Origin of the sequence: Moorena sp. SIOASIH (assembly GCF_010671925.1) — a bacterium.
Lineage (GTDB): Bacteria > Cyanobacteriota > Cyanobacteriia > Cyanobacteriales > Coleofasciculaceae > Moorena.
The window spans coordinates 750,760-773,536 of the sequence record NZ_JAAHIH010000006.1 but is presented as its reverse complement, the minus strand read 5'-3'; the positions used below and the strand labels follow the sequence as shown (position 1 = coordinate 773,536).

Sequence of the window (22,777 nt, the reverse complement as noted above, 5' to 3'; positions counted from 1 at the left end):
GACCAACTTCCCTCACCCAATTGAGAACTACTATATTAGCTATCTCGATTTAATGCTGAAATTACAGCTTGCTGGCTGACTATCTGATAAATTCCCTTTAAATACTGCATGACACGAGGGTCAGCTGCTCCTAGAGGAATTGTTCCTAAGACATCAAGGACGGTTCCACTATCTGTTGGTGGTGCAATCACCACAAGGGAAGAATCGAGGGGCTGATCGTATTGCCAAAATTGCTGAATATTGACTGAGGTTTCAGGATCGCCGATGGCTGATTCCCCCTCTTCTGTGTTTTGATCACCGGAAGTGAGATTTGGGATTGAAGATTGCTGCTCTGTGGCCGAAGTTTCTCCTGCTTGACCACTCCGTAATTTACGCAAGGCATCAAGGATTTGTTCTTTGGTGCTTCCCCGCAACTGGAACAAAACAAAGGGGTCTTCGCTGAAGCGATCGCCTAATTCATAGTATACTGCTGCGATATGCTTACAAGGATTTTTGGGATCGGGGCAATTGCATCGGGAACGAACGTCGGAGAGGGTGAAGGGAAATAAACTTAAACCATTGGCAGTAAATACTTCTTCGATATTATGGGGCATTTCTCCTGCTAATAACTGAGCTGAGTAAATTGCTTTACTTGCCAGGGTTTGCACGACATAATTCCAGTCTTCCTCGGTAAAGGGTTCGATGGAAATGGTTAGTTCATAGGGCTCCGGAGCAGTTCCTTGAACTTTGGCGACTACTTGTGGTCCTAGAAAGTCAATACTGAGAATGTTGCCTTCTTTGGCATAGATACGTCCCCGTTCCAAACGCTTTTTGAAGCGATAGGAATTGAGTAAGTCATTCCAACGTTCTACCCACCATTCTTGGGTTTCGATTTCGTAGTTTGTCATTTATATAGTAAAGGGAATAGGGAACAGGGAACAGGGAACAGGGAACAGGGAGTCGGGAGTCGGGAGTCGGGAGTCGGGAATAGGCAACAAATGCTTATATTATCACTCTAGCTGTTTCTAGTCTAATGAGATCCCCTGTTGGTGGGCAAACACCTTTTAGTTCTTTTGAGAATTCTAGATAATATAACTTTGCCCACCCTACTACTGTTCCCTTTTCCCTTTTTAATTTTTAATGTTTACTGTTCCCTGTTCCCTGTTCCCTGTTCCCTGTTCCCTTTTACCTGTTCCCTGTTCCCTGTTCCCTGTTCCCTAAAACCCAAGAATATGTACCTCACCTAATTGAAAACCGCTATAAGCATTCAGCTTTTCGCTAGATGCTTATCTTAGCACTAACTAAAACTTTGACACTGGAACTCGTAACACTAATCCTGGATAGATCTGATCAGGACGGTTAATCTTGTGTCGGTTGGCTTCTAATATCCGAGGGTACAATCTGCCCTCACCGTAAACTTGTTGGGCGATGCTGAAGAGGGTGTCACCGGGGATGACAGTGTATTGATAGAAACCAAAGTATCGAAGCAGCAAGGCGTTGCCGAAAACTATTGGCACGATTACCTGATTGGTTTCACTGCCGTTTGCTGCTGAGATACTGAAAATTTCAAGGGTACCTTGGGGAGTTGCTGGTACGATGTCCAATGGCAATCCTACTGAGAAGTTAGCTAGGATGCCATTAGCGCCAACAGTTAGAAAATTCCGGAATAACTCAGTACCATTATTGTCCCGGACACGGACGTTAATGATGCCTTCAAAGCCAGTAGCAATGCCGCAGACACGGATGGGATTGTCAACAATGTCGTGGGCTATGGGCTGACGAACGGAAATGGTAGGTAGACTGTTTCTTGGCTCAGGGGTACCTGTGTCAACCTGTGAGGTTTGGTGCCTAATCTTATTGGTGTTAATTGTGTCAATCATGACCAGCTCCTGTTGGTTAGTTTATCCGGCGAGAAGCCTCATGACTTTACCGAGGCTTGTTTTGCATTATGGACAATGGAATCAAGCTTCAACAGTACCCAACGAGGGTACTTTTTTGTTTGTGAGTAAGCATTTAGCTGTCAGCCGTCAGTGGTCAGCCGTCAGTGGTCAGCCGTCAGTGGTCAGCCGTCAGCCGTCAGTGGTCAGCTGATAGCTGATAGCTGATAGCTGATAGCTGATAGCTGATAGCTGATAGCTGATTAGGTACATTGAATTTTATTACCCCTACTCCCTACTCCCTACTCCCTACTCCCTACTCCCTGTTCGATTCAAATAAAAATGCTATAAATGCGTGTTAAAACTCCTACTATTTTACAAATGGAAGCAGTCGAATGCGGAGCCGCTTCCTTAGCTATTATTCTTGCTTACTATAATCGCATTGTGCCCTTAGCTGAACTGCGGATTGAGTGTGGGGTTTCCCGTGATGGCAGCAAAGCTTCTAATGTGATTCTTGCTGCTAGACGTTACGGAATGGTTGCAGATGGATTTAAGGCAGAACACTTAGAACAACTTCAAGAATTATCTCCCCCCTACATTGTCTTTTGGCAGTTCAATCACTTCCTGGTGGTGGAAGGATTCAGCAAACATTGGGTATTCCTCAATGACCCCGCTACGGGTCCCCGGAGGATTTATTGGGAGGAATTTGATGAGGGGTTTACTGGCATTGTCTTAGTGATGGAACCCGGAACCGACTTTAACAAGGGGGGTCGTAAACCTAGTGTTATCTTAGGGTTGATTGACCGTTTGCAAGGTTCAGTTGGGGCAATTTTATACTGTATTTTGGCAGGATTTCTGTTAGTTATGCCAGGATTAGCTATCCCAGTCTTCAGTCAGGTGTTTGTGGATGAGATTCTGGTAGAAAATCGCACGGAATGGCTGCGTCCCCTAATTTTAGGGATGATTATTACGACGGTGTTTCAAGGAATTCTGACCCTGCTGCGACTGCGCTATTTACGAAAGCTGAGGATTAAACTGGCTGTGGGGATGTCCACTCGTTTCCTATGGCATATTTTGCGATTGCCTGTCAGATTTTATGCTCAAAGATATGCCGGGGAAATTAGCAATCGTGCCAGTCTGAATAATAAAGTGGGTCAGGTGCTATCTGGACAATTGGCAACTACGGTGATTGATACGGTGATGATATTGTTCTATGCTGTGGTGATGTTTGCCTATGACGGAGTACTGACTTTAATTGGTATCTGTTTTTCCGCCATCAATGGCTTGGCCTTGCAGTGGGTAGCCAGACAGCGGGTGGATGCTAATATGCGCTTAGTCCAAGATTGGGGGAAAGCTGCGGGGGTAAGTATTGCAGCGCTCCAGAGTATGGAAACCTTGAAAGCATCAGCCTTGGAGTCGGATTTCTTTTCCCGCTGGTCTGGTTATTATGCCAAAGCTGCGATCGCTCAGCAAGAGTTGGACCTCACAAACCAGATGTTGGGGGTTTTACCCATATTACTTAGCTCCTTAACCTCGATGTTGATCTTAGTAGTTGGGGGTTGGCGGGTGATGGATGGAAACCTCAGCATTGGGATGTTGGTGGCGTTTCAAAGTTTGATGATCAGTTTTCAACAACCTGTTAATACCTTGGTAGATTTCGGGAGTACCCTCCAGGAATTAGAAGGGGATTTAAATCGTTTAGATGATGTGTTAGGTAATTCCCTTGATTCGGAAGTGGAGAGAGAGGGAGAGAGGGAGAGAGGGAGATGGGGAGATGGGGAGAAGTCGGATTTAATCCAAAATCTAAAAGGTTATGTGGAGTTACGGGATGTTACTTTTGGTTACTCCCATGTAGACCCGCCGTTGATTGAGAACTTCAGTCTATCCTTGCAACCAGGACAACGGGTGGCTTTAGTTGGTGCTAGTGGTTCGGGGAAATCTACCCTGGCTAAACTGATCTGTGGACTTTATCAACCTTGGGAAGGGGAGATTCTCTTGGATGGGACTCCTAGAAGGGAAATTCCGCGAGAGGTGTTGGCCAGTTCTTTATCACTAGTGGAACAGGATATCTTTCTGTTTGGTGGTACGGTGCGGGATAATTTGACTTTATGGAATGCTACAGTAACCGATCAGCAATTAGTCCAAGCTTGTCAAGATGCGGTTATCCATGAAGCAGTCATGGCAATTCCGGGGGGATATGACGGGGAATTGCTCGAAGGTGGTGTGAATTTAAGTGGCGGACAGCGACAACGGTTGGAAATTGCCCGGGCATTGGTGAAAAATCCAGCAATTTTGGTGATGGATGAAGCGACGTCTGCTTTAGATGCCCAGACAGAACAAATGATTGTGTCAAATTTGCGTACGCGTCAGTGTAGTTGTATTTTGGTAGCCCACCGCCTGAGTACGATTCGGGATTGTGATGAAATTATTGTGCTGGAAGGGGGTAAGGTAGTGCAGCGGGGTACTCATGAGGAATTGTGGGAGGAAGGGGGAGTTTATCAGAGGTTGATTCGTTCAGAAGGGTGATATCATTTATTATTTATCATTTATCATTATTTTTGACTTGTTACGGTGCCAGGTCTCGAAATACCGAAAGTCTCATCAATTCCTTCAAATTCCACTATTAAGAAAATGTGACAATGGGCTAAAGTGCTTTGATGATAAGCTTCATAATTGTTTACCAACGGTTACTGGGGAAATTGCGTATACTATAAGAATAGGATGGCAAAAATTTCATAAAATTGAATACAGTAGTGTGATTTCGAGGGTACGGAAGTGCAGACGTGTAGAAGTTCTACTCGCGATTTTGCCCACCTACTTACTAGCCTGAAAATTCAATCTTGAATTCAATTGAATTTTCAGCAGGATAAAAGTCATGAAAACTCTGAATAAGAAGTACAATCAGCCGAGCCAGCAGAAACCATCCCCGGAACAGAAACCTGCATTGGTTAAGGAACTCGAAACACTGACGATCGCGGAACTAGATGCGATCGCTGGGGCGGGACTAGCCATGGGCAACCACAATCAAACAGTGGTGAAGTTTCCTAACCAGCCGAGCCAGCAGAAACCATCCCCGGCAAAGAAACCAGCCAAGGTTAAGGAACTCGAAACACTTACCATCGCGGAACTAGATGCGATCGCTGGGGCGGGACTAGACATGGCCAACCACAATCAAACAGTGGTGAAGTTTCCCAATCAGCCGAGCCAGCAGAAACCATCCCCGGAAAAGAAACCGGCTGAGGTTAAGGAACTGCAAGCACTGACTATGGCAGAACTAGATGCGATCGCTGGGGCGGGACTAGCCTTGGGCAACCACAATCAAACAGTGGTGAAGTTTGCCAATCAGCCTACCAAGCCGAAACCATCCCCGGAAAAGAAACCGGCTGAGGTTAAGGAACTGCAAGCACTGACTATGGCAGAACTAGATGCGATCGCTGGGGCGGGACTAACCTTGGGCAACCACAATCAAACAGTGGTGAAGTTTGCCAATCAGCCTACCAAGCCGAAACCATCCCCGGAAAAGAAACCGGCTGAGGTTAAGGAACTGCAAGCACTGACTATGGCAGAACTAGATGCGATCGCTGGGGCGGGATTGCCCATAGCCAACCACAATGAAACAGTGGTGAAGTTTCCCAATCGATCTCAGAAGCAAAAACCATGCTCTGAAAAGAAACCTGCATTGGTTAACGAACTCGAAACACTTACCATCGCCGAACTAGATGCGATCGCTGGGGCAGGAAGAGCCGACTGGAACCACAATGAAACGATGGTGAAGTTTCCCAATCAGCCTAGCAAGTAGCAACCATCTCCGGAAAAGAAACCGGCTGAGGTTAAGGAACTGCAAGCACTGACTATGGCTGAACTCGATGCCATCGCTGGGGCAGCACTCTCATTGAACCACAATGAAACAGTGGTGAAGTTTACCTAACTTAGCGAATTCCTCAGCTTCTATCCTTCCCAAAGTCTGGAGAGTAATCCATGATAGACAACTTAAAACAAACCATTCAGCACATGGATCGCCTCCAGACTGAACAACGTTATTCTGAAGCAGAAGCCCTATGTTATCAAACCATTAAAGATTTACCATCCTCAGAACAAGGGTACATCGTCCAGGTAAGCTTGCAAAACCGCCTCGCTTCAATTCTAGAAGCCCAGTCTCGCTACCAGCAAGCCCTCACCGCAGTGCATTCGGCACAGAAAATCTTAGAGACAATTAAAGCCAGTCTATCCCCCGCCATAGCCCTTTCTTTGGAAATAACTACCTTATCTACCCTTGGCACTCTTCAACGCATTCAAGGGAATTATGCTGAGGCAGAACAAACTTACCAGCGGGCAATTGAACTGATAGAAACCCAAGGGACAGAACAGTATCAATCTAAAAGGATTCAGCTAGCCAATAATTTAGCAATTGTCTATAAATACTGGGGCAAATTTGATGCAGCGGAACGGCTCTATCAGCAAACATTAGCCACCTTGGAATCACAATACGGCAACCACCATGCTGATATCGCAACAGTTTATCATAATCTGGCAGGACTCCATCATGCCCGTGGAGACTATCAAACTGCAGAAAATTGGGCACGTCAATCCTATCAACTCCACTTAGAACTATTTGGTTACCACCATCCTAAAACCATTGCGGATGGAGCAGCGTTAGGTTCCATTTTACACGGACTACAGCAATGGGATGAAGCGATTACTTACTTTGAAACAGCTATTACCTTTTTTGATCAACAGTTTGGTTCAGTTCACTACGATGTTGCTGTTAATCTCAATAATCTTGCAGCATCTGAGCAAGCTAAGGGGAATTTATCCCAAGCAGAACAAGCCTATCGACGAGCTTTAGAAATTAAGACTCAACTGTTAGGTGAATCCCATCCTGAACTTGCTATTACCTTAAATAATCTGGCATCGGTTCTGAAACAAAAAGGGAAAACTGAGGAAGCCAAGGAGTTTTTCGAGCAAGCACGAGCAATTTTTGCAGCTACCCTAGGGGAGGATCATCCTAACACTCAGATCTGTAAGGATAATATTAATTTGTAAGCAGTCAGCTATCAGCCGTCAGCTTATTTTATTCAAAAGCACCTCAATTAGCGTGGCACAGGCTTCTAGCCTGTGACGCCCATAACCTGATAGCTGAGAGCTGATAGCACCTCAAGTAGCATCTCAAGTAGCGCATATGCTTACGACTGACGATGCTTTAACTCAGTGGCATCCCGCTTTTTTTAGCTTAGGAACTACCCTGGAAGATTGTGCGATAAACTATAAGGGATTTTGCAACAGGTACAAACCCAAACCCAAAAAAACAACCCCCAACAAGTGCCACTGGGGAAGCAAGCTACTTGCTGGGGTTCAAACTGAAACTGAACCGCATTCGGGTTCAAAGAGCAAAAAAAATGCTCCATTTCCGCGTGGGTGGTGCCACGGGTTACGAGAACGATATCCTGGGCAGGGTTGTAGATCAATTTATCGAGGCGAACCGAATGCCTAGGGATGGATCAAAACGCACATGACTTTTTAGAACGGTCTGTGGTATAGTCAATCCATCCTCCCTCCCAATCATCAATCATTTTTTTTTCTTTTTTTCTTTTCCTTCTCACTTCAACCACCAATTACCACCATGTGCACCACCCATGATGGATTCTAGTTCTGAGATTTTGAGTTTGGTTAGGTTGGTTTGTGGTGCAGATTCTAGTTCTGAGGTTTTGTGGTTCGGTTCTAATTTTTGAGGTTTTATTTTGTTGAGGTTGTTCTTCATTTTTGGTTTTTGATTTTTGTAAGATACCAACCTGAAGATACCATATATATATTTTTGGTTTATTAAGATACCATAAAAATACCAGAAATATTTGTCCTACCGATGTCGTAATTCCCACAAGCGCCCAAGGTCATACCCAGGAGCTGGACTAACCAAGGCAAACCAGAATGAAACAGTGGTGAAGTTGCATCCCCGGAAAAGAAACTTGCCTTGGTGAGGGAACTGCAAACACTCACCATCGCCGAACTAGATGCGATCGCTGGGGCTGGACTAGCCATAGCCAACCACAATGAAACGATGGTTAGGTTTGCCATACGAGCGCGAATTGCCAACACATGGTTCGCCCACCGACTGAACAAGGTTACTCTCAAGCAGAAGCCCTATGTGATCAAACCATTAAAGATTTACCTAACTCTCTACAAGGCTGCATCATCCAGGTAAGCTGGCCAAACCGCCTCGCCTCAATTCATGAAGCCCAGTCTCGCTACCAGGAAGCCCTGACCGCAGTGCATTCGGCCTCACGGGGTGACAACAAAGCTCAAACCTAGATATAGCAAGTATTATACCCATGAGGTACAAATCTCTGGGTTTTAGGGAGCAGGGAGCAGGGAGCAGGGAGCAGGGACTTAGGAAGAGGGAAGAGGGAAGAGGGAAAAAATAATGTGTACCTCATAGCTATGATAAACGCTAGAGGTGGAACGGTTAATGGTTAATGGTTAATGGTGTTGGGTAAAATGAGCGCATCGGAGTCATTTGTATTTGCCAGCAATTGAAGCAATTTTAACCATACAACGTCAATGATAGTTTTATTCAATCCATCCCGCCAGGGCAATTTTTCCTAACACCTAACCCCATTAACCTAACCCCTGTAAGATTTTCAATTAGCTTGTCATCCCCTGAGATGATCTGATGAAGATAGTGAATCCAATCTGTACCGTTGTGGCAGTTTCAAAACTGCCCTACTGATCAGTGTAGGAAGTATGTCTTAGCTATATACTGATCAGTGTAGGAAGTATGTCTTAGCTGACTTACTAAATCAAAGGTGATTTAAATGGCTAGAATCAAAATAGAAAAACTAACCGAGAAATCAACCAAAGACTCATCAGGAAGGGGTAACACCTTATTGCCCTTGACTGACGACGAGTTAACCAAGGTGTGCGGCGGTGGTTTTATAGCTGACGGCAATGGTAATCTTGATTCGCTAAATGGAATTGTGCCGACTCTACCTTAACAGTCTGTCTGGCAAGCAGAAAAGCACCAGACAGAAAAGTACTAGACAGGTTTAGTACATCGGGAAAGTCTGGTTTGACTGTGCAATGAGATTCAATTCCCCAGACAGAGCGATGCCCTCCGATCCAAAGGGAAGGGAGGGCATCTGTTCTGGAGGGGCGACATGAGAGCTGAAAAGTAGACTGTATAAGCTGCATCGCTCGTCAATAATTATCGAACTTATGACGACTTAAACGGATCCAATCCTGGGCTAGCGATCGCTTTCCTGAAGCCCTCTATTATGATTTCGGGATAATCTTTTTCCTTTACGCAGAGAAAAGATTTTTTGTAAAAAATATTTACATAAGGATTTCGATAATCTGAGGAATAGCATCAGTAATGGCTGATCCTAAGAGTTCATTAACCTCAATTTTGATAAAATTCAGTAGGCTATCATATTCCCCTGTCCCATGACAGAAAAAGCCCTGAGGGAACTCGCCTCAATCCTCAATCCCACCACCGACATTCCCCAAGGCGAAACTCCCCTGTTAATTGCTGTAGGTGCTATCGGCAAAGCTTTGGGGATAACCATTCGTCCTCCCGCTAAATCAGAGAATGCCAATACCCTAGACGCGATCGCACGCGCTTCTGGTTTCCGGACCCGTCGAGTCACCCTCACGGCTAACTGGTGGAAAACAGATTCTGGTCCCCTGCTGGCGTTTACTAAGGAAGAAAACCAACCCGTCGCTCTGCTACCGGTCAAAGCCACCAAGTATGAAATCCTTGATCCAGTGGAGTTGACCCGCACCCCCCTCAACCGTCACACTGCCACAACAATTGCTCCCATTGCCTATACCTTTTATCGCCCTTTACCCGATCAAGAGATTACCGTCTGGGATATTCTCCAATTTACCATCAGAGGTCGTACCCCAGACTTGATCAAAATCCTGGGGGTGGGAGTGGTTGCAACCTTGTTCGGGATGTTGACACCACAAATTACTGGTATTCTGATCGACTCTGCCATTCCGGACGCTAAACGCCAATTATTAATCCAAATGGGTTTGGGATTGTTAGCAGCTAGCTTTGGGGTGATGATATTTCAATTGGCTCAAAGTTTGGTAATCCTGAGATTGCAAACCAAAGTCAGTTATGATACTCAAGCCGCCCTTTGGGATAGATTGCTTAAACTCAAACCCGCCTTTTTCCGCCAGTATTCCACAGGGGATTTACACAATCGGGTTTCCGCTGTTAATCAGATTCGTAATCGACTTAGCGGTAGCATTTTGCGAACCCTATTTACCAGTTTATTTTCGTTGCTAAATCTAGGACTATTGATAGTCTACAGTTTGCCTCTGGCATTCGTTGCGATCGCTATCGCTTTAGTAGCAGTAATTATTACTACTATATCCGGTATGATTACGCGACGAAAAATGCGTCCCCTCCAGCAGCTTTCGGGAGAAATATTTGGACTGACAGTGCAGTTAATTGGCGGCATCTCGAAATTACGAGTCGCGGCTGCTGAATCAGAGGCGTTTGCTTGCTGGGCGAAAAAATACACTAAGCAGGTAAAACTGATATTAAGTACCCAGTTAGTGGAAGACTTACTAACCGCTTTTAATGTAATGTTACCAGCAGTAAGTTCCATGCTGCTATTTGGATTTACTATTTCTTTAATGGGACAGTCGGTAGGGGAAACAGGATTATCTACTGGTACATTTCTGGCATTTAATACTGCCTTCGGTACCTTTATCACCAGCGCCACCCGATTAAGCAACACCCTAATTGATAGTTTAGATATCACTATTTTATGGGAACGCGCCCAACCGATTTTACAGACAAAACCAGAAGTTGATGCTGATAAGTCCCATCCCGGCAGGCTTTCTGGTAAACTGAAATTAGACCAAGTTTGCTTTCGTTACCGCCAGGATAGTCCGTTAGTTTTAGATAATATTACCCTAGACGCGAAAGCGGGGGAATTTATTGCTATTTTCGGTCCTTCGGGAAGTGGAAAATCCACTATCATGCGGTTGCTTTTGGGATTTGAAACTCCGGAAGCGGGAGCAATCTTTTATGATAGCAAAGATTTATCGGGATTAGATATTGCAGCGGTCAGGCGACAGTTAGGGGTAGTGCTGCAAAATGGGCGAATTATGAGTGGTTCGATTTGGGAAAACATTGCTGGGGGGGCAATTGTTACCCAAGATCAAGCTCGGGAAGCGTTGCAGATGGCGGGATTAGCTGAGGATATTCAAGCCATGCCCATGGGGATACATACTATTATTTCCGAAGGGGGTGGTAATCTGTCTGGAGGACAGCGACAACGGTTATTTATTGCCCGCGCTTTGGTACACAAACCCCAGATTTTGTTGTTTGATGAAGCGACATCTGCTTTGGATAATCGCACTCAGGGAATTGTTACTAAGAGTTTAGAACAATTGGGGGTAACTCGCATAGTAATTGCCCATCGTTTGAGTACTATTCGTCATGCTGATAGGATTTATGTGTTGCATGGTGGGAAAATAGTACAGCAGGGAAGTTTTGAGGAGTTGGCAGCAGTTGAAGGGTTGTTTGCTGATTTGATGGCGCGACAGATGGTGTGAGGGGAATAGGGAGTAGGGAGTAGGGAGTAGGGAGTAGGGAATCGGGAATCGGGAATCGGGAATCGGGAATCGGGAAAAAATCCTGTTTATCTGATAGCTATAAAAAAACTATAAATGTGATATGATTGTAATCTCAATTAAGTCCGTAACTAGTATCTATAGCGTTTTTTTGCCTAATGAGGTACACATAATTTTTGCCCTGTTTCCTCTTCTCTCTTCTCTCTTCCCTATTCCCTGTTCCCTGTTCCCTGTTCCCTAAAACCAGAAACTCTGTACCTCACCAAATTTAAAACTGCTATAAATGAAAACAATTTCCAAAAGTATACTGAAAAGCCAACTGCTGGAGTTTTTGGAGCTTGTAGAGTCAGAAGGGGAAGAAATTGTAGTCACTGATCGGGGCAAACCAGTGGTGATAATTTCTAAATATGCCAGCAATTTACCTTCAACAGAACAGTTATTTGGACAAATGCGCGGTAAAGTACAGTATTTTGAGGATTTAAGAACTCCTACAACAGAATAATGGGGAGAAGTTTAAAAATTGTTCTCGATACTTGCGCTTTGATTTGGTGGAGTCTAGATCCAGATATCGTCCACACTGAGGAAGTCAAAATAGTCTTCTAGTTGCATTAATTTTATTAGCTTATAGCTCGTTATAATTAATAATTTTATCATCCCTTGATGATGTTGGGGTACAGGATTACTAAAACCCAAAAACAAAACCCCCAGCAAGAGCTACATAGGAAGTAAGCTCAATGCTGGGGTGGAAACAGGAACCGCATCCCCCGAGAGGGATGGTTGTTCATCAATTTATCGAGATAAACCAAACGCCATCGGATGGGTCAAAAGGTTTTTGAGCTATGCCAAGGGTCTGTGGTACTGTCAGGTATTGCCTCCGCCAACCTAAGATTAACGTATAACTTCCTTAGTCTTGATACCACGTAACCAAATCCCGTCCCCCAGATATCGTCTCCAATTGAGACAAAGAGAGTTGGGAGAGTTTAGTGGAGTTGGAGTTGATAGACTTAGAGTTTGCTCCAGAGTTTTGTTGTGGAGTTTGATTGGTTGGATTGTTCGTCATTTTGGCGCTCCAATAATAATACCCCCAGATATCGTCTCCAATTGAGACAAAGAGAGTTGGTCGAGTTTAGTGGATTTATTGTTGATGGACTCAGAGTTTGCTCCAGAGTTTTGTTGGGGAGTTTGGTTGCTTTGATTGTTATTCATTTTTTTTGCCGTTTAGTGGTAGTTTTAATGATGATATGATGGTTCCGTTGTAGGTGATCCAGGTTAGGTAAAGTAGGTTTGGATTGACGAAGTTGGGGCACCAGTTGCGCCCCCGCCCCAGGAGCGTTGGGGCAGTAAGATGCCCCCCACCCCAGGAGCGGAATTGCGTCATTCTTTTTCTAAGCAACTACTTTGATTCAGTTATTTACTAACCCATTTGATATCAAACATAATACTATAATCAAAGAACTATAGCACTATTGTCAAGCAACTTTACAAATTTTATTATAGTTTACATAGCCTTAGCTAATCAATCGGATTTTGTTTGGAAGAAATTGTAATTGATAAAACGTGGGATATGTCATGATTGATTCACTTCCTTAACTCAGGGCATTTTGCTGTTGGCCGGAATTTGAATTGATTACAGATGCTATTGTCAAGGAAGTCAGCTATCAGCTATCAGTTATTAGCTATCAGCTATCAGCTATCAGCTATCAGCTATCAGCTATCAGCTATCAGCTATCAGCTATCAGCTATCAGCTATCAGCTATCAGCTATCAGCTATCAGCTATCAGCCAAAGGCCTATGGCCAGGCTACTGTTCGCGCAGCGTGCGCGTAGCGCAATCGGTGTTTTTGAATAAAATAAGCTGACCGCACCTCAAGTAGCGTGGCCAAAGGCCAACGGCTCACGGCTCCCTGCTCCCTGCTCCCTGCTCCCTCCTCCCCGATAATGACTCAGCAAAAACGCCCCATCTTCCGTCAACAAGCCCTAGACCGATTATCTGATCCAGAACGGTTAGATCGGTTAATGCCAGTAGTTAGTCCCGTCGATTGGCTACCCTTGGGGGGATTGGCTATATTCGGCCTTTTAGGGGTACTCTGGAGCATAGTTGGGACTATTCCCATCACAGTCACGGGTAAGGGAGTGCTGATTAATCCCCGTCGGGTGGTACAGTTACAATCTCCGATATCGGGACAGTTGGAATCCTTAACGATTCGCACAGGTCAATGTGTAAAAAAAGACGATATCCTGGCAATCATTAACCCCTCTGATCTAAAACAGCAGTTACAACAAGAACGGGATAAACTGGCTCAGTTAAAGCAACAAATCGCAAAAATTACCTTACTCCGACAACAACGCACCGAGCTAGAAACAACAGCAATTACTGCTGAAAGAACGAGCTTACAACAACGGTTACGAGATACTCAAACCTTGACTCCCCGCCTCCAAGATCAAGGATTAACTAGCATCTTGAGCCAGCGTCGCAGCCTCCAACAACGGCTCAAAGATGCCCAAGAATTAACCCCGATACTACAACAGCGACTGGCCAAGCAACGAGACTTACAACAACAAGGAGCAATTTCCTCTGAACGGGTTTTACAAGCAGAACAAGACTATCGAGAAATTCGTCAAACTATCTCCGAGATTCAAGCACAGTTGCAACAGTTACAAGTACAGGAAACGGAACTACAACAGAAGTATTTAGAAAATATCAATACTATTAGTCAAATTAAAGCGGAATTGGAAACCTTAGACACCCGTACTAAACAACTAGAACAGGATAATCTGGAAGCTACCAATACTGATAATAATCAAATTCAGGAAATACAGCAAACCATCGCCCGATTACAAAAAGAAGTTGCAGACAACAGTATTATTAAAAGTCTTCACACTGGATGTATTCTAGAAATAACTGCTACTGTCGGGCAATATCTCAACCCCGGAAATCCCCTGGGAACCCTACAAACACCAGGAAAAGCTAGGGATATGATCAGCGTAACCTATTTTGCTGTGGAGGATGGCAAGAAAATTCAACCGGGCATGAAGATTTTAATTACACCGGATACAGTAAAACGGACAAGATATGGGGGAATTGTCGGGAAAATTACCGAAGTTTCTCCCTTTTCCATCACCTCAGCAGGTGCTAGTTCTGTGATCGGAAACCCCGAGGTGGTACAAAAATTAATGGGTGAGGAAGGAGGTAAAATCGAAGCGATCGCTAAATTACAACTTGACTCAAAAACTCCCAGTGGTTATAAATGGTCATCTTCCCTCGGACCCCCGTTGGAAATTTCCCCAGGAACCACAACAACGGTCAGGGTGACAGTGGAAGAGCGTAGCCCGATTACTTGGGTTTTGCCTATTTTGAGAGAGTGGAGTGGGATAGGGTTTGTATCTAGGTTGTAAATACACTTATTGCTGGAAAAGGCAAGAGGCAAGAGGCAAGAGGAACCCACCCCTAACCCCTCCCAGGAGGGGAAGGCAAGAGGCAATAGGCAAGCTAGCAAGAGGCAAGAGGCAATAGGCAAGCTAGCAAGAGGCAATAGGCAAGCTAGCAAGAGGCAAGAGGCAAGAGGCATGCTAGCAAGAGGCAAGAGGCAAGAGGCAAGAGGCAAGAGGCATGCTAGCAAGAGGCATGCTAGCAATAGGCAATAAATAAGAGGTAAAAAATCCTGTTTACCTGATAGCTATGAAAAACCCTTTAGTAATTTTATTATCCCTTTGAGATGATATAGCTGACGGCTGACGGCTGACGGCTGACCGCTGACCGCTGACCGCTTACAAAAAAAATAGCCGTAGAAATACTATCTACGGCTAGCGAGTTCAACTTTTGATTTATGTCACAAAAATACCCGAAACTTTCGGATGTGATCCTATACTATCAGACCAAACCCAAGGCCACCGGGGGGGAAACCCCCCCAGAAAATTAAGGTGTTATGGCAACAACCAATACTTGGTCATGGTAGTTATCACTTCACCCGGCACTTCAGTCGGCTCCAGAGGAGTCCATTCGGCAATCGACCCATAACCCAATGCATAAAGCATCTGCATACTATTAATTACTGATTGACGAGGACCTTTGAGAGTGTGCTGAGTTGGTTGTTTCTTGAAGTTGCGGGTATAGTTTTCTGACATAGTGAAAAAGTTCAACTTGGTTTATATTGATTATTGTAATGATTATAAAACAAATTGTCAAGGGTTTTGAAAAGTTTTTTTTTGGAAGTTTTAGGGTTATTTTAAAAAAGCTATTCTAGAATGTAGAATTAAGAATGTAGAATTAAGAATGTAGAATTAAGAATGTAGAAGTCAGCATTGCCTATTGCCTATTGCCTACTCCCTGCTCCCTGCTCCCCTACATATATTCCTTAAAATCGTCTAATGGTTCATCAAAATTATCAGGTAATGGTAGCACAAAGGTTCCTTTTAATATACCTGAACGACGTTTCTTGCTAGCATATAGAAAAACAGGGGCGAAACCGCGCCTATTCTAAATTATATTAAATTCCCAATTCTAAATTCTCAATTCTCAATTCTACATTCTAAATTCTCAATTCTACATTCATAAACCTTGCTATCCCAAGTAGCAGCCAGAATCGATATGATTGAAGATAGACAACAGCAGCGTAACCTATCTGCTTTCGTGCAACTGTTGGCTGGGGTGAAATTTGATGAGCAGTTAATTCAAGCCTATTTTCGGGAGGATATGATGCAAGAGTCAGTAGTTTATCAACGAATTATTCGCCAAGGATTAGAACAGGGATTAGAACAAGGATTAGAACAGGGATTAGAACAGGGATTAGAACAAGGAAAGCGTAATGAGCTTAATTTGATTAAGCGTCTACTTAACCGTCGCCTAGGTGAAATCAATTCCCAATTACAAAATCAAATTGAGGAATTATCCTTTGACCAGTTGGAGGATTTAGGAGAAGCGTTGTTAGATTTTGAAAGCGATGCAGCGCGGTCTTGGGGGTTTCCCCCATGAGCGACTGCATCAAGACACCGAAGTGGATTTGACCAATTGGTTGAACCAGTTAACGGATAAGTAACATCCGGTTAGGTGTCGCACTCAGTAAGCATTTAGCTATCAGTTATCAGCTATTAGCTATCAGCTATCAGCTATCAGCTATCAGCTATCAGCTATCAGCTATCAGCTATCAGCTATCAGCTTTGAGCTTTGAGCTTTGAGCTTTTAAATAAAACAAGTAAGCATTCGTTTAATCTTTGTTACGTCAGCTGACGGCTGACGGCTGACGGCTGACGGCTGACGGCTGACGGCTGAATGCTGACGGCTGTTGGCGTAGCCTGCGCGTAGCGCATATGCTTACGGTTAACCACTCACATAGAAATGCTCTCTATTTTCTAAAAACTTCACCCAATTGAAAAATGCTATAATCGTCTATGAGGTTATGCCTCTTGCCTTTCCCTAAGGGATTGCAGCAGATAATGTTGAAGATTGGTAAATCCAGGGTGCTTTAAATAAGTCTATTTGTTGAATAAATATTGTAGAGCAGTTGATGGCAATTCCTGACAATACATCTGATACCCAACTTGACTTTCTGTTAAAGGTACTAAAAGCAACCACAGAGAGTAGGGGTGATAAACAGGTAGTATACCCATTACTGGCAGCAAATATAGAAAAACTTAATCATAAGTTAGCAGAAAAATTGCGGGCTTTTGCAACAAGTAAGCTGGCGGAAGTAAAACCATATCAATCAAAATTACTAGCAGCAGATATTGGCAGTTTCAGCACTCTAATTCAGGAATTACCCTTGGGTGACAAAGCCAGCAATATCGAAATTGCCATCACTGGCTATGAAGTCGTACTAACTGTTTTCACCCGTGAAGCATTTCCTGAAATATGGGCAACGATACAATATAATCTTGGGAATGCTTACCGTGACCGAATCAAAAGTGAGAAAGCACAGAATATTGAAGAGGCGATCGCTTGTTACCAACAGGCTCTTAGAGTGTATACCTTTGAGGCATTTCCCGAAACATGGGCAATAACAAAAGATAATCTTGGTGCTGCTTACTCTGACCGAATCAAAGGGGAGAAAGCACAGAATATTGAAGAGGCGATCGCTTGTTACCAAAAGGCTCTTAGAGTGTATACCTTTGAGGCATTTCCCCAACAATGGGCAATGACACAATATAATCTTGGTAATGCTTACCGTGACCGAATCAAAGGTGATAAAGCACAGAATATTGAAGAGGCCATAGCTTGTTACCAACAAGCTCTTAGAGTCAGAACCTTTGAGGCATTTCCCCAACAATGGGCAAGGACACAAAATAATCTCGGGATTGCTTACGGTGACCGAATCAAAGGGGAAAAAGCACAGAATATTGAAGAGGCGATCGCTTGTTTCCAACAGGCTATTATAGTCAGAACCTTTGAGGCATTTCCTCTTGATTGGGCAAGGACACAAAATAATCTCGGGATTGCTTACAATCAACGAATTAAAGGTGATAAAGCACAAAATTTAGAAGATGGTATTACTTGTTTACAGCAGGCTCTTAGAGTGTATACCTTTGAGGCATTTCCCCAACAATGGGCAATGACACAAAATAATCTGGGTATTGCTTACCGTGACCGAATCAAAGGTGATAAAGCACAGAATATTGAAGAGGCCATCACTTGTTACCAAAAAGCTCTTAGAGCTTATACCTTTGAGGCATTTCCTGTTGATTTGTCAACGACACAAAATAATCTCGGTATTGCTTACGGTAACCGAATCAAAGGTGATAAAGCACAGAATATTGAAGATGCCATCGCTTGTTACCAACAGGCTCTGAAAGTAACAACCTTTGAGGCATTTACCCAAAGCCATGCAGAAACTTTATTCAACCTAGGGCTGGCTTACAAAGGTAGTAACCAGTTTACTTTAGCTTACAGTACCTTGGCATCTGCCATTGCCACCGTAGAATCTTTGCGGGAGGAAATTGTTTCTGGTCAAGAAAGCAAACGCAAGCAAGCAGAAGAATGGAACACACTTTATATAAGCATGGTAGAAGTTTGCCTAGAATTCAAGAATATCACCGAAGCCATTGACTATGTTGAAAGGAGCAAAACCCGCAATTTAGTTGAAGAAATTATCAGCCGTGACCTGAACACCATCTTTCCCCCAGAAGTTGTCAATAAACTAGAACAATACAGGGATGAAATAGCCGCAGGTCAAAACCAAATCCAACAGGGCAAAGCTGACAATCCCACCGCCCTGGCACAACGTCTTAAAGAATTGCGACAGCAGCGCAATGATTTACAAGACCAATATTTACCTATCGGTTCTAGCTTTAACTTTGAGCAATTTCAAAACAATTTAGATCACTACACTGCTATTATAGAGTTTTACATTACAGGGGATAAGCTGCTCACGCTCATCTTTACCCGCCAAACTCAACAGCCCATAGTTTTGCAATCTGAGCCCCAAGACTTAGAAAAATTGGGAAATTGGATAAATGAATATCTGCGAAGCTACTACACCGAAACATCTGATTGGCAAAACGACCTGAGTAAACACCTACATGGGCTAGCTGATATTCTATCCATTGATGACATCATTCAGCAGATTCCCGAAAGGTGCGATAGATTAATTTTAATTCCCCATCGGTATTTACATTTGTTGCCGCTTCATGCTTTACCGATTACCAGTAAGCAGGGAGAAGGTAACTCTAAAATTCTGATGGAACAATTTCCAGCAGGAGTAAGTTACGCCCCTAGCTGTCAACTACTCCAACTTGCTAAAACCAGAAAACGCCCAAAAGATTTTACCCACCTGTTTGCGGTTCAAAACCCCAGTGCTGATTTAGTTTACACTACTATCGAAGTAGACGTAATTAAAAGCTACTTCAATCCACCACCAGATACAGAAGTTCTTGTGGAAAAAGCTGCCACCAAAGCTGCCATCGATAGCAAAGCTCTCAACACATTCCACTGTGCCCATTTTAGCTGTCACGGTTACTTTAATTACCAAGAACCACGGAAATCGGCTCTAATCCTGGCAAATGCCCACAAACCTGCATCTGCTGAATCCAATTCGGAGCGCTATTTACGGGTAAGTGAAGAGGAAGTATTTGATTTAGATAAGTGTCTGACTATAGATGAAGTCTTTGGCCTACAATTAGAACAATGTCGCCTGGTTACTCTTTCCGCTTGTGAAACAGGATTGATTGATTACACTAATAGCAGCGATGAATACATTGGTTTACCCAGTGGTTTCCTAGTTGCGGGAAGTCCAGCAGTAGTTAGTAGCCTGTGGATGGTAAACGATTTATCGACAGCGTTGTTGATGATTAAATTTTATCAGAATCTACGAGAGCAGATACCTTTAGCAGTTGCCCTTAACCAAGCCCAATTCTGGCTGCGGGATAGCACCCAGTCTCAGTTGCTAGCCTGGAGTAGGAAGTTATCTATAGACAGCTCTTCGATCAAAAAGATTGAACAAGCACTGGATTGGTTTAACCCAGATGAGCAACCCTTCCAAAACCCATACTATTGGGCAGCATTCTGTGTACTTGGAGAGTAACATCATGATTTCTGACGCTCAACTTCTAGTATTGCCCTACTTCCTGAAAAGCAAACTAGAAGTGTTTTCTAGGGAAGACTTACAGGACTTAGATCAGACCTTAGCCGATTTGCAGCATAACCCACCAGAAAATGTTGAGGAAATTATCAAAGATTGGTTCAAGGCACGGCTGACAATTAGAGATGAATTCAGAAAATTTTACGATATTTGCAGGAAAGAGCTTGGCAAAGTGCCTCCCACTGAACCTATTCAGCCCGATCGCCTTAATAATTGGTTTCAGGAGCTGCGTGAGCAGGTGAAGGATAAACTCAAGTCTGAATCTAATCAAAAAAATACCCATGACCTCTAAAGTCTATGCCCCTAATGTCCATTTATTTGCCTTTCATCTAAAAACTAGTCAGCCAACTACCTTACTCTGGGACAAGTGCAACGAGATTATCTCTGAAAAATTTGGAGTGACTAAGCAGCTTGAAATTGAAGAAGAGTCAGGATATCGAGTAGACTTGCTCAAGGATAAAACTACTGATGATGTCGCTTTTCACTTTGGGAGTAATGTTACCCTAGATAATACTTCCCTGGCTGTTACTGGAGTTGCAACTCCCCTCAGAATTCAAGATACCTATGCCTTAGCCCTAAACCTCCGCCGTCCCGAACTAGAGGAAAATCAGACACAACCCACCCAACCGGTCTCTTCCAGCTTTCTAGAACAATTGAACCCAGCAGGCTGCTTGATGCCTGAGGAAATCGGCAGTTCCATTGGTCAAACTCTGGTCTTAACAGTTTGGTATACAGAACAAAAACGCTTTATTCCCTGGAAGTTACTGCAAAATCGCCAGGAATTAAGACAACTGGCTGACGAGTGTTTGCGAGCTTTCATTCCTGCTCAAATTCCCTGTCCTCACTTCAATCAAGAAGGGGAATTATTCGGCAGTCCGATTTTTGAATACGGAGTTCATAGTCAACCGGAAAAATACTGTCATATCCTGGTTTGGATTTTTTGGGAACCAGAAGCCAGTGATAAGTTTATCGATTACTATTCCAATTTTATTAACCTATTTTGTTATCGAAATAAAGTCATCCGTGCTTATCAGCTTAATCGTGATGTTTATCAGGTAATTAAAAGGGAATATCAAAACATTGAGCAGTATTTTGACCAAACCTTTCAAAACTGGCCAGCTAGTCAAAGCTTGAGTCAAGCAGAGTTAGACAAATTCAAGGAAGATATCAAATCAGTTTCCCAAAAGGCATTAGACTACTCTCGCTTACTCCGAGATTTAGACCATTATCGACTGACAATTACGATTAACGCTGAGAACTATAAGCGAGAACTGAGGGATATCTCTGGCAAACTCCCCCAAGATGACCTGAGCTTTTTAGAAACCTTTTTCAATGATTGCCGCCTCTTTCAAGAACAAATCCAATCAGATTTGGGCTATTTTGGGAATGGTACTGCACTACTGGAACAAGCCCTTAGTGCGATCCGAGCCCGAGTAGACATTGACCAGGCAGAACGGGAGAAACGATTAGAACGTTGGATTGCCCTGGTGGGTACTGGTTTAGCGGTTAGTGCTATTTCTGCCCAAACCGCTGGTAAACCGCTAGAGTCTATTATCGACCCGAAACAATCTTTAGATTGCCCCAAGGCTGGTGTTACACCTTGCTTGACTTACAGTGTCGTGTTTGTGCTATTTCATGTTGGAGTTGGTGTTATCGGTGCGTTAATTGTAAATGGAATTCTCAATTTGGTATCAAAAAGGGAACAGGGAACAGGGAACAGGGAACAGGGAACAGGGAACAGGGAATAGGGAATAGACATTTCTAAACTCCGAAACTTAGTCATAGCTGACTTCTGACTTCTGACTTCTAACTTCTGACTTGCGCCTAGCGCTATATCATTGGTTATCCCGCAACCAATTCGACAAATCTACGCTGGTGGTAAAATCTGCCATAGCAACTCCTAAACCTTCTAATTGTTCTAGAGATAATTGTTGAATTCCCTCGATAATTTCTGAGGGAATTGCACCAAGTTTACCTTCCAGTTGACGGGATATCAATCCCTGCATGACTAATCTCCCTTCTTCCCGCCCTTCTTCCAGAGCTTGACGAATTTCACCTTTGCGGTCTTCCATAAATACTTCTCGTTTGTGTAATTCCTCCAAGTCTTTTCTACTCATATTCGCTTGATTAGCTATGGTTAGCGCCTGAGCAATTTCCGGGATTTCTGATAAGGTATCGGGAATTGCTTCTAAATTTGGGGCTTCCTTCATAAAATATATCCATTTCTCCGATGCTGTTTCTAACTCTTCTAAAGACCGGGAAAATTTCGGCAGTTCTACAAACACCATGGTTAGGTGTTGGTTTCGGTAGATAAACTTCTCTTGCTCTTCTTGAAATAGAAATCGAGTTAGGTATCGGTCGGTTTCTTCAAACATGGTGAAGTCTGTAATTGTTAAAGCAATCACCGGCTTCAGTTTAGAATATCCTTCTCCATATTTTAATTGAGTGCTATAGGTTTTGGCGAGATTATAGATTACTCGTTTATCAAAAGCCGGAACATTTAACACTTGCATTTCAATAATGACCATGGAGCCATCATTTAAGACAGCCTTGACATCCAGGTAGGTATCCTTTAACTCCGTAGTATAGCCAGCATTGTATGGGTCAATAATCTCTAAGTTATTTATCCTAGATTCTCCTTGATATATCAGAGCATTTAGAAAGCTAATTAGGACTTCTTTACTTTCAGAGGAACCAAAGATTTTCTTAAAAGCAAAATCGGTTTTGGGGCTGATAAATATCATGATTAATTATTGATTGGTGATGG

Annotated in this window: 24 protein-coding genes and 1 pseudogene; 15 read left to right on the top strand and 10 right to left on the bottom strand. The window is 43.5% G+C overall.

Translation table 11 applies throughout. The features are described from left to right. Positions 1–35 precede the first annotated feature (35 nt). Positions 36–887, bottom strand: coding sequence for an SWIM zinc finger family protein (locus tag F6J90_RS35530; protein WP_293104944.1), 852 nt, complete (start codon positions 885–887; stop codon positions 36–38). A gap of 189 nt (positions 888–1,076) precedes the next feature. On the opposite strand from F6J90_RS35530, the gene F6J90_RS35525 reads away from it, so the two are divergent. Next, the gene (locus F6J90_RS35525; protein WP_293104942.1) at positions 1,077–1,226 is read left to right on the top strand and encodes a hypothetical protein; all 150 of its coding nucleotides are present in this window, start codon (positions 1,077–1,079) and stop codon (positions 1,224–1,226) included. A gap of 54 nt (positions 1,227–1,280) precedes the next feature. On the opposite strand, the gene F6J90_RS35520 is transcribed toward F6J90_RS35525, so the two are convergent. Continuing rightward, positions 1,281–1,859, bottom strand: coding sequence for a Gmad2 immunoglobulin-like domain-containing protein (locus F6J90_RS35520; RefSeq protein WP_293104939.1), 579 nt, complete (start codon positions 1,857–1,859; stop codon positions 1,281–1,283). A 40-nt stretch (positions 1,860–1,899) separates the two neighbouring features. Here F6J90_RS35520 and F6J90_RS35515 point away from each other — a divergent pair, with 40 nt between their 5' ends. From F6J90_RS35515 to F6J90_RS35500, 4 genes are all read left to right on the top strand, one after another. Continuing rightward, positions 1,900–2,070, top strand: a complete 171-nt coding sequence (locus tag F6J90_RS35515; RefSeq protein ID WP_293104937.1) for a hypothetical protein — start codon at positions 1,900–1,902, stop codon at positions 2,068–2,070. Between the two features lie 137 nt (positions 2,071–2,207). Further along, entirely contained in the window at positions 2,208–4,382 is a 2,175-nt protein-coding gene (locus F6J90_RS35510; RefSeq protein ID WP_293104934.1) for an NHLP family bacteriocin export ABC transporter peptidase/permease/ATPase subunit, read from the top strand. A 349-nt stretch (positions 4,383–4,731) separates the two neighbouring features. Next, the gene (locus tag F6J90_RS35505; protein ID WP_293104932.1) at positions 4,732–5,655 is read left to right on the top strand and encodes a hypothetical protein; all 924 of its coding nucleotides are present in this window, start codon (positions 4,732–4,734) and stop codon (positions 5,653–5,655) included. A gap of 179 nt (positions 5,656–5,834) precedes the next feature. Beyond that, positions 5,835–6,899 carry a tetratricopeptide repeat protein gene (locus F6J90_RS35500; RefSeq protein ID WP_293104929.1) on the top strand — a complete coding sequence of 355 codons (1,065 nt, stop codon included), beginning with the start codon at positions 5,835–5,837 and terminating at the stop codon, positions 6,897–6,899. Between the two features lie 553 nt (positions 6,900–7,452). Here F6J90_RS35500 and F6J90_RS35495 read toward each other — a convergent pair. Together F6J90_RS35495 and F6J90_RS35490 are read right to left on the bottom strand one after the other, a co-directional pair. Continuing rightward, on the bottom strand, positions 7,453–7,614 hold the full coding sequence (locus tag F6J90_RS35495; RefSeq protein WP_293104926.1) for a hypothetical protein: 162 nt from the start codon (positions 7,612–7,614) through the stop codon (positions 7,453–7,455). Positions 7,615–7,676: 62 nt separating this feature from the next. Next, entirely contained in the window at positions 7,677–7,946 is a 270-nt protein-coding gene (locus F6J90_RS35490) for a hypothetical protein (RefSeq protein ID WP_293104923.1), read from the bottom strand. A 3-nt stretch (positions 7,947–7,949) separates the two neighbouring features. On the opposite strand from F6J90_RS35490, the gene F6J90_RS35485 reads away from it, so the two are divergent. Next, complete coding sequence (locus F6J90_RS35485; RefSeq protein WP_293104920.1) at positions 7,950–8,162, top strand: hypothetical protein; 213 nt, start codon at positions 7,950–7,952, stop codon at positions 8,160–8,162. Here F6J90_RS35485 and F6J90_RS35480 read toward each other — a convergent pair. After that, entirely contained in the window at positions 8,159–8,287 is a 129-nt protein-coding gene (locus tag F6J90_RS35480; protein ID WP_293104917.1) for a hypothetical protein, read from the bottom strand. The two genes, F6J90_RS35485 and F6J90_RS35480, sit on opposite strands and share 4 nt — an antisense overlap. 378 nt (positions 8,288–8,665) lie before the next feature. On the opposite strand from F6J90_RS35480, the gene F6J90_RS35475 reads away from it, so the two are divergent. From F6J90_RS35475 to F6J90_RS35460, 4 genes are all read left to right on the top strand, one after another. Then, a complete protein-coding gene (locus tag F6J90_RS35475) occupies positions 8,666–8,845 on the top strand; it encodes a hypothetical protein (RefSeq protein ID WP_293104914.1) in 180 nt (59 codons plus the stop codon). A 448-nt stretch (positions 8,846–9,293) separates the two neighbouring features. Beyond that, positions 9,294–11,423 (top strand): NHLP bacteriocin export ABC transporter permease/ATPase subunit, encoded by a 2,130-nt coding sequence (locus tag F6J90_RS35470; RefSeq protein ID WP_293104911.1) that lies wholly within the window; start codon positions 9,294–9,296, stop codon positions 11,421–11,423. A 121-nt stretch (positions 11,424–11,544) separates the two neighbouring features. Next, positions 11,545–11,682: a hypothetical protein gene (locus tag F6J90_RS35465; RefSeq protein WP_293104908.1), complete on the top strand. Its 138-nt coding sequence runs from the start codon at positions 11,545–11,547 to the stop codon at positions 11,680–11,682. A gap of 42 nt (positions 11,683–11,724) precedes the next feature. Continuing rightward, complete coding sequence (locus F6J90_RS35460; protein WP_293104906.1) at positions 11,725–11,943, top strand: type II toxin-antitoxin system Phd/YefM family antitoxin; 219 nt, start codon at positions 11,725–11,727, stop codon at positions 11,941–11,943. A gap of 402 nt (positions 11,944–12,345) precedes the next feature. On the opposite strand, the gene F6J90_RS35455 is transcribed toward F6J90_RS35460, so the two are convergent. Continuing rightward, entirely contained in the window at positions 12,346–12,501 is a 156-nt protein-coding gene (locus F6J90_RS35455) for a hypothetical protein (protein ID WP_293104903.1), read from the bottom strand. Continuing rightward, a complete protein-coding gene (locus F6J90_RS35450; protein WP_293104900.1) occupies positions 12,498–12,647 on the bottom strand; it encodes a hypothetical protein in 150 nt (49 codons plus the stop codon). The genes F6J90_RS35455 and F6J90_RS35450 overlap by 4 nt, the downstream gene beginning before the upstream one ends. A gap of 668 nt (positions 12,648–13,315) precedes the next feature. Here F6J90_RS35450 and F6J90_RS35445 point away from each other — a divergent pair. Further along, positions 13,316–14,836, top strand: coding sequence for an NHLP bacteriocin system secretion protein (locus F6J90_RS35445; protein WP_293104897.1), 1,521 nt, complete (start codon positions 13,316–13,318; stop codon positions 14,834–14,836). 528 nt (positions 14,837–15,364) lie between these two features. Here the strand turns inward: F6J90_RS35445 and F6J90_RS35440 are convergent. Both F6J90_RS35440 and F6J90_RS35435 read right to left on the bottom strand, forming a co-directional pair. Beyond that, positions 15,365–15,565 (bottom strand): hypothetical protein, encoded by a 201-nt coding sequence (locus F6J90_RS35440; RefSeq protein ID WP_293104894.1) that lies wholly within the window; start codon positions 15,563–15,565, stop codon positions 15,365–15,367. Between the two features lie 217 nt (positions 15,566–15,782). Further along, positions 15,783–15,866, bottom strand: a pseudogene (locus F6J90_RS35435) (DUF2281 domain-containing protein); the annotation flags it as partial. 162 nt (positions 15,867–16,028) lie between these two features. Between F6J90_RS35435 and F6J90_RS35430 the strand changes: the two are divergent. From F6J90_RS35430 to F6J90_RS35415, 4 genes are all read left to right on the top strand, one after another. Beyond that, a complete protein-coding gene (locus F6J90_RS35430; RefSeq protein WP_293104891.1) occupies positions 16,029–16,412 on the top strand; it encodes a DUF4351 domain-containing protein in 384 nt (127 codons plus the stop codon). Between the two features lie 532 nt (positions 16,413–16,944). Continuing rightward, positions 16,945–19,953 (top strand): CHAT domain-containing tetratricopeptide repeat protein, encoded by a 3,009-nt coding sequence (locus tag F6J90_RS35425; RefSeq protein WP_293104888.1) that lies wholly within the window; start codon positions 16,945–16,947, stop codon positions 19,951–19,953. Between the two features lie 4 nt (positions 19,954–19,957). After that, the gene (locus tag F6J90_RS35420; protein ID WP_293104885.1) at positions 19,958–20,302 is read left to right on the top strand and encodes a hypothetical protein; all 345 of its coding nucleotides are present in this window, start codon (positions 19,958–19,960) and stop codon (positions 20,300–20,302) included. Then, positions 20,292–21,758, top strand: a complete 1,467-nt coding sequence (locus F6J90_RS35415) for a hypothetical protein (protein ID WP_293104882.1) — start codon at positions 20,292–20,294, stop codon at positions 21,756–21,758. Before F6J90_RS35420 ends, F6J90_RS35415 begins: the two co-directional genes overlap by 11 nt. A gap of 87 nt (positions 21,759–21,845) precedes the next feature. Here F6J90_RS35415 and F6J90_RS35410 read toward each other — a convergent pair whose 3' ends face one another. Next, the gene (locus F6J90_RS35410; RefSeq protein WP_293104880.1) at positions 21,846–22,754 is read right to left on the bottom strand and encodes an Rpn family recombination-promoting nuclease/putative transposase; all 909 of its coding nucleotides are present in this window, start codon (positions 22,752–22,754) and stop codon (positions 21,846–21,848) included. Between the last annotated feature and the right edge of the window lie 23 nt (positions 22,755–22,777).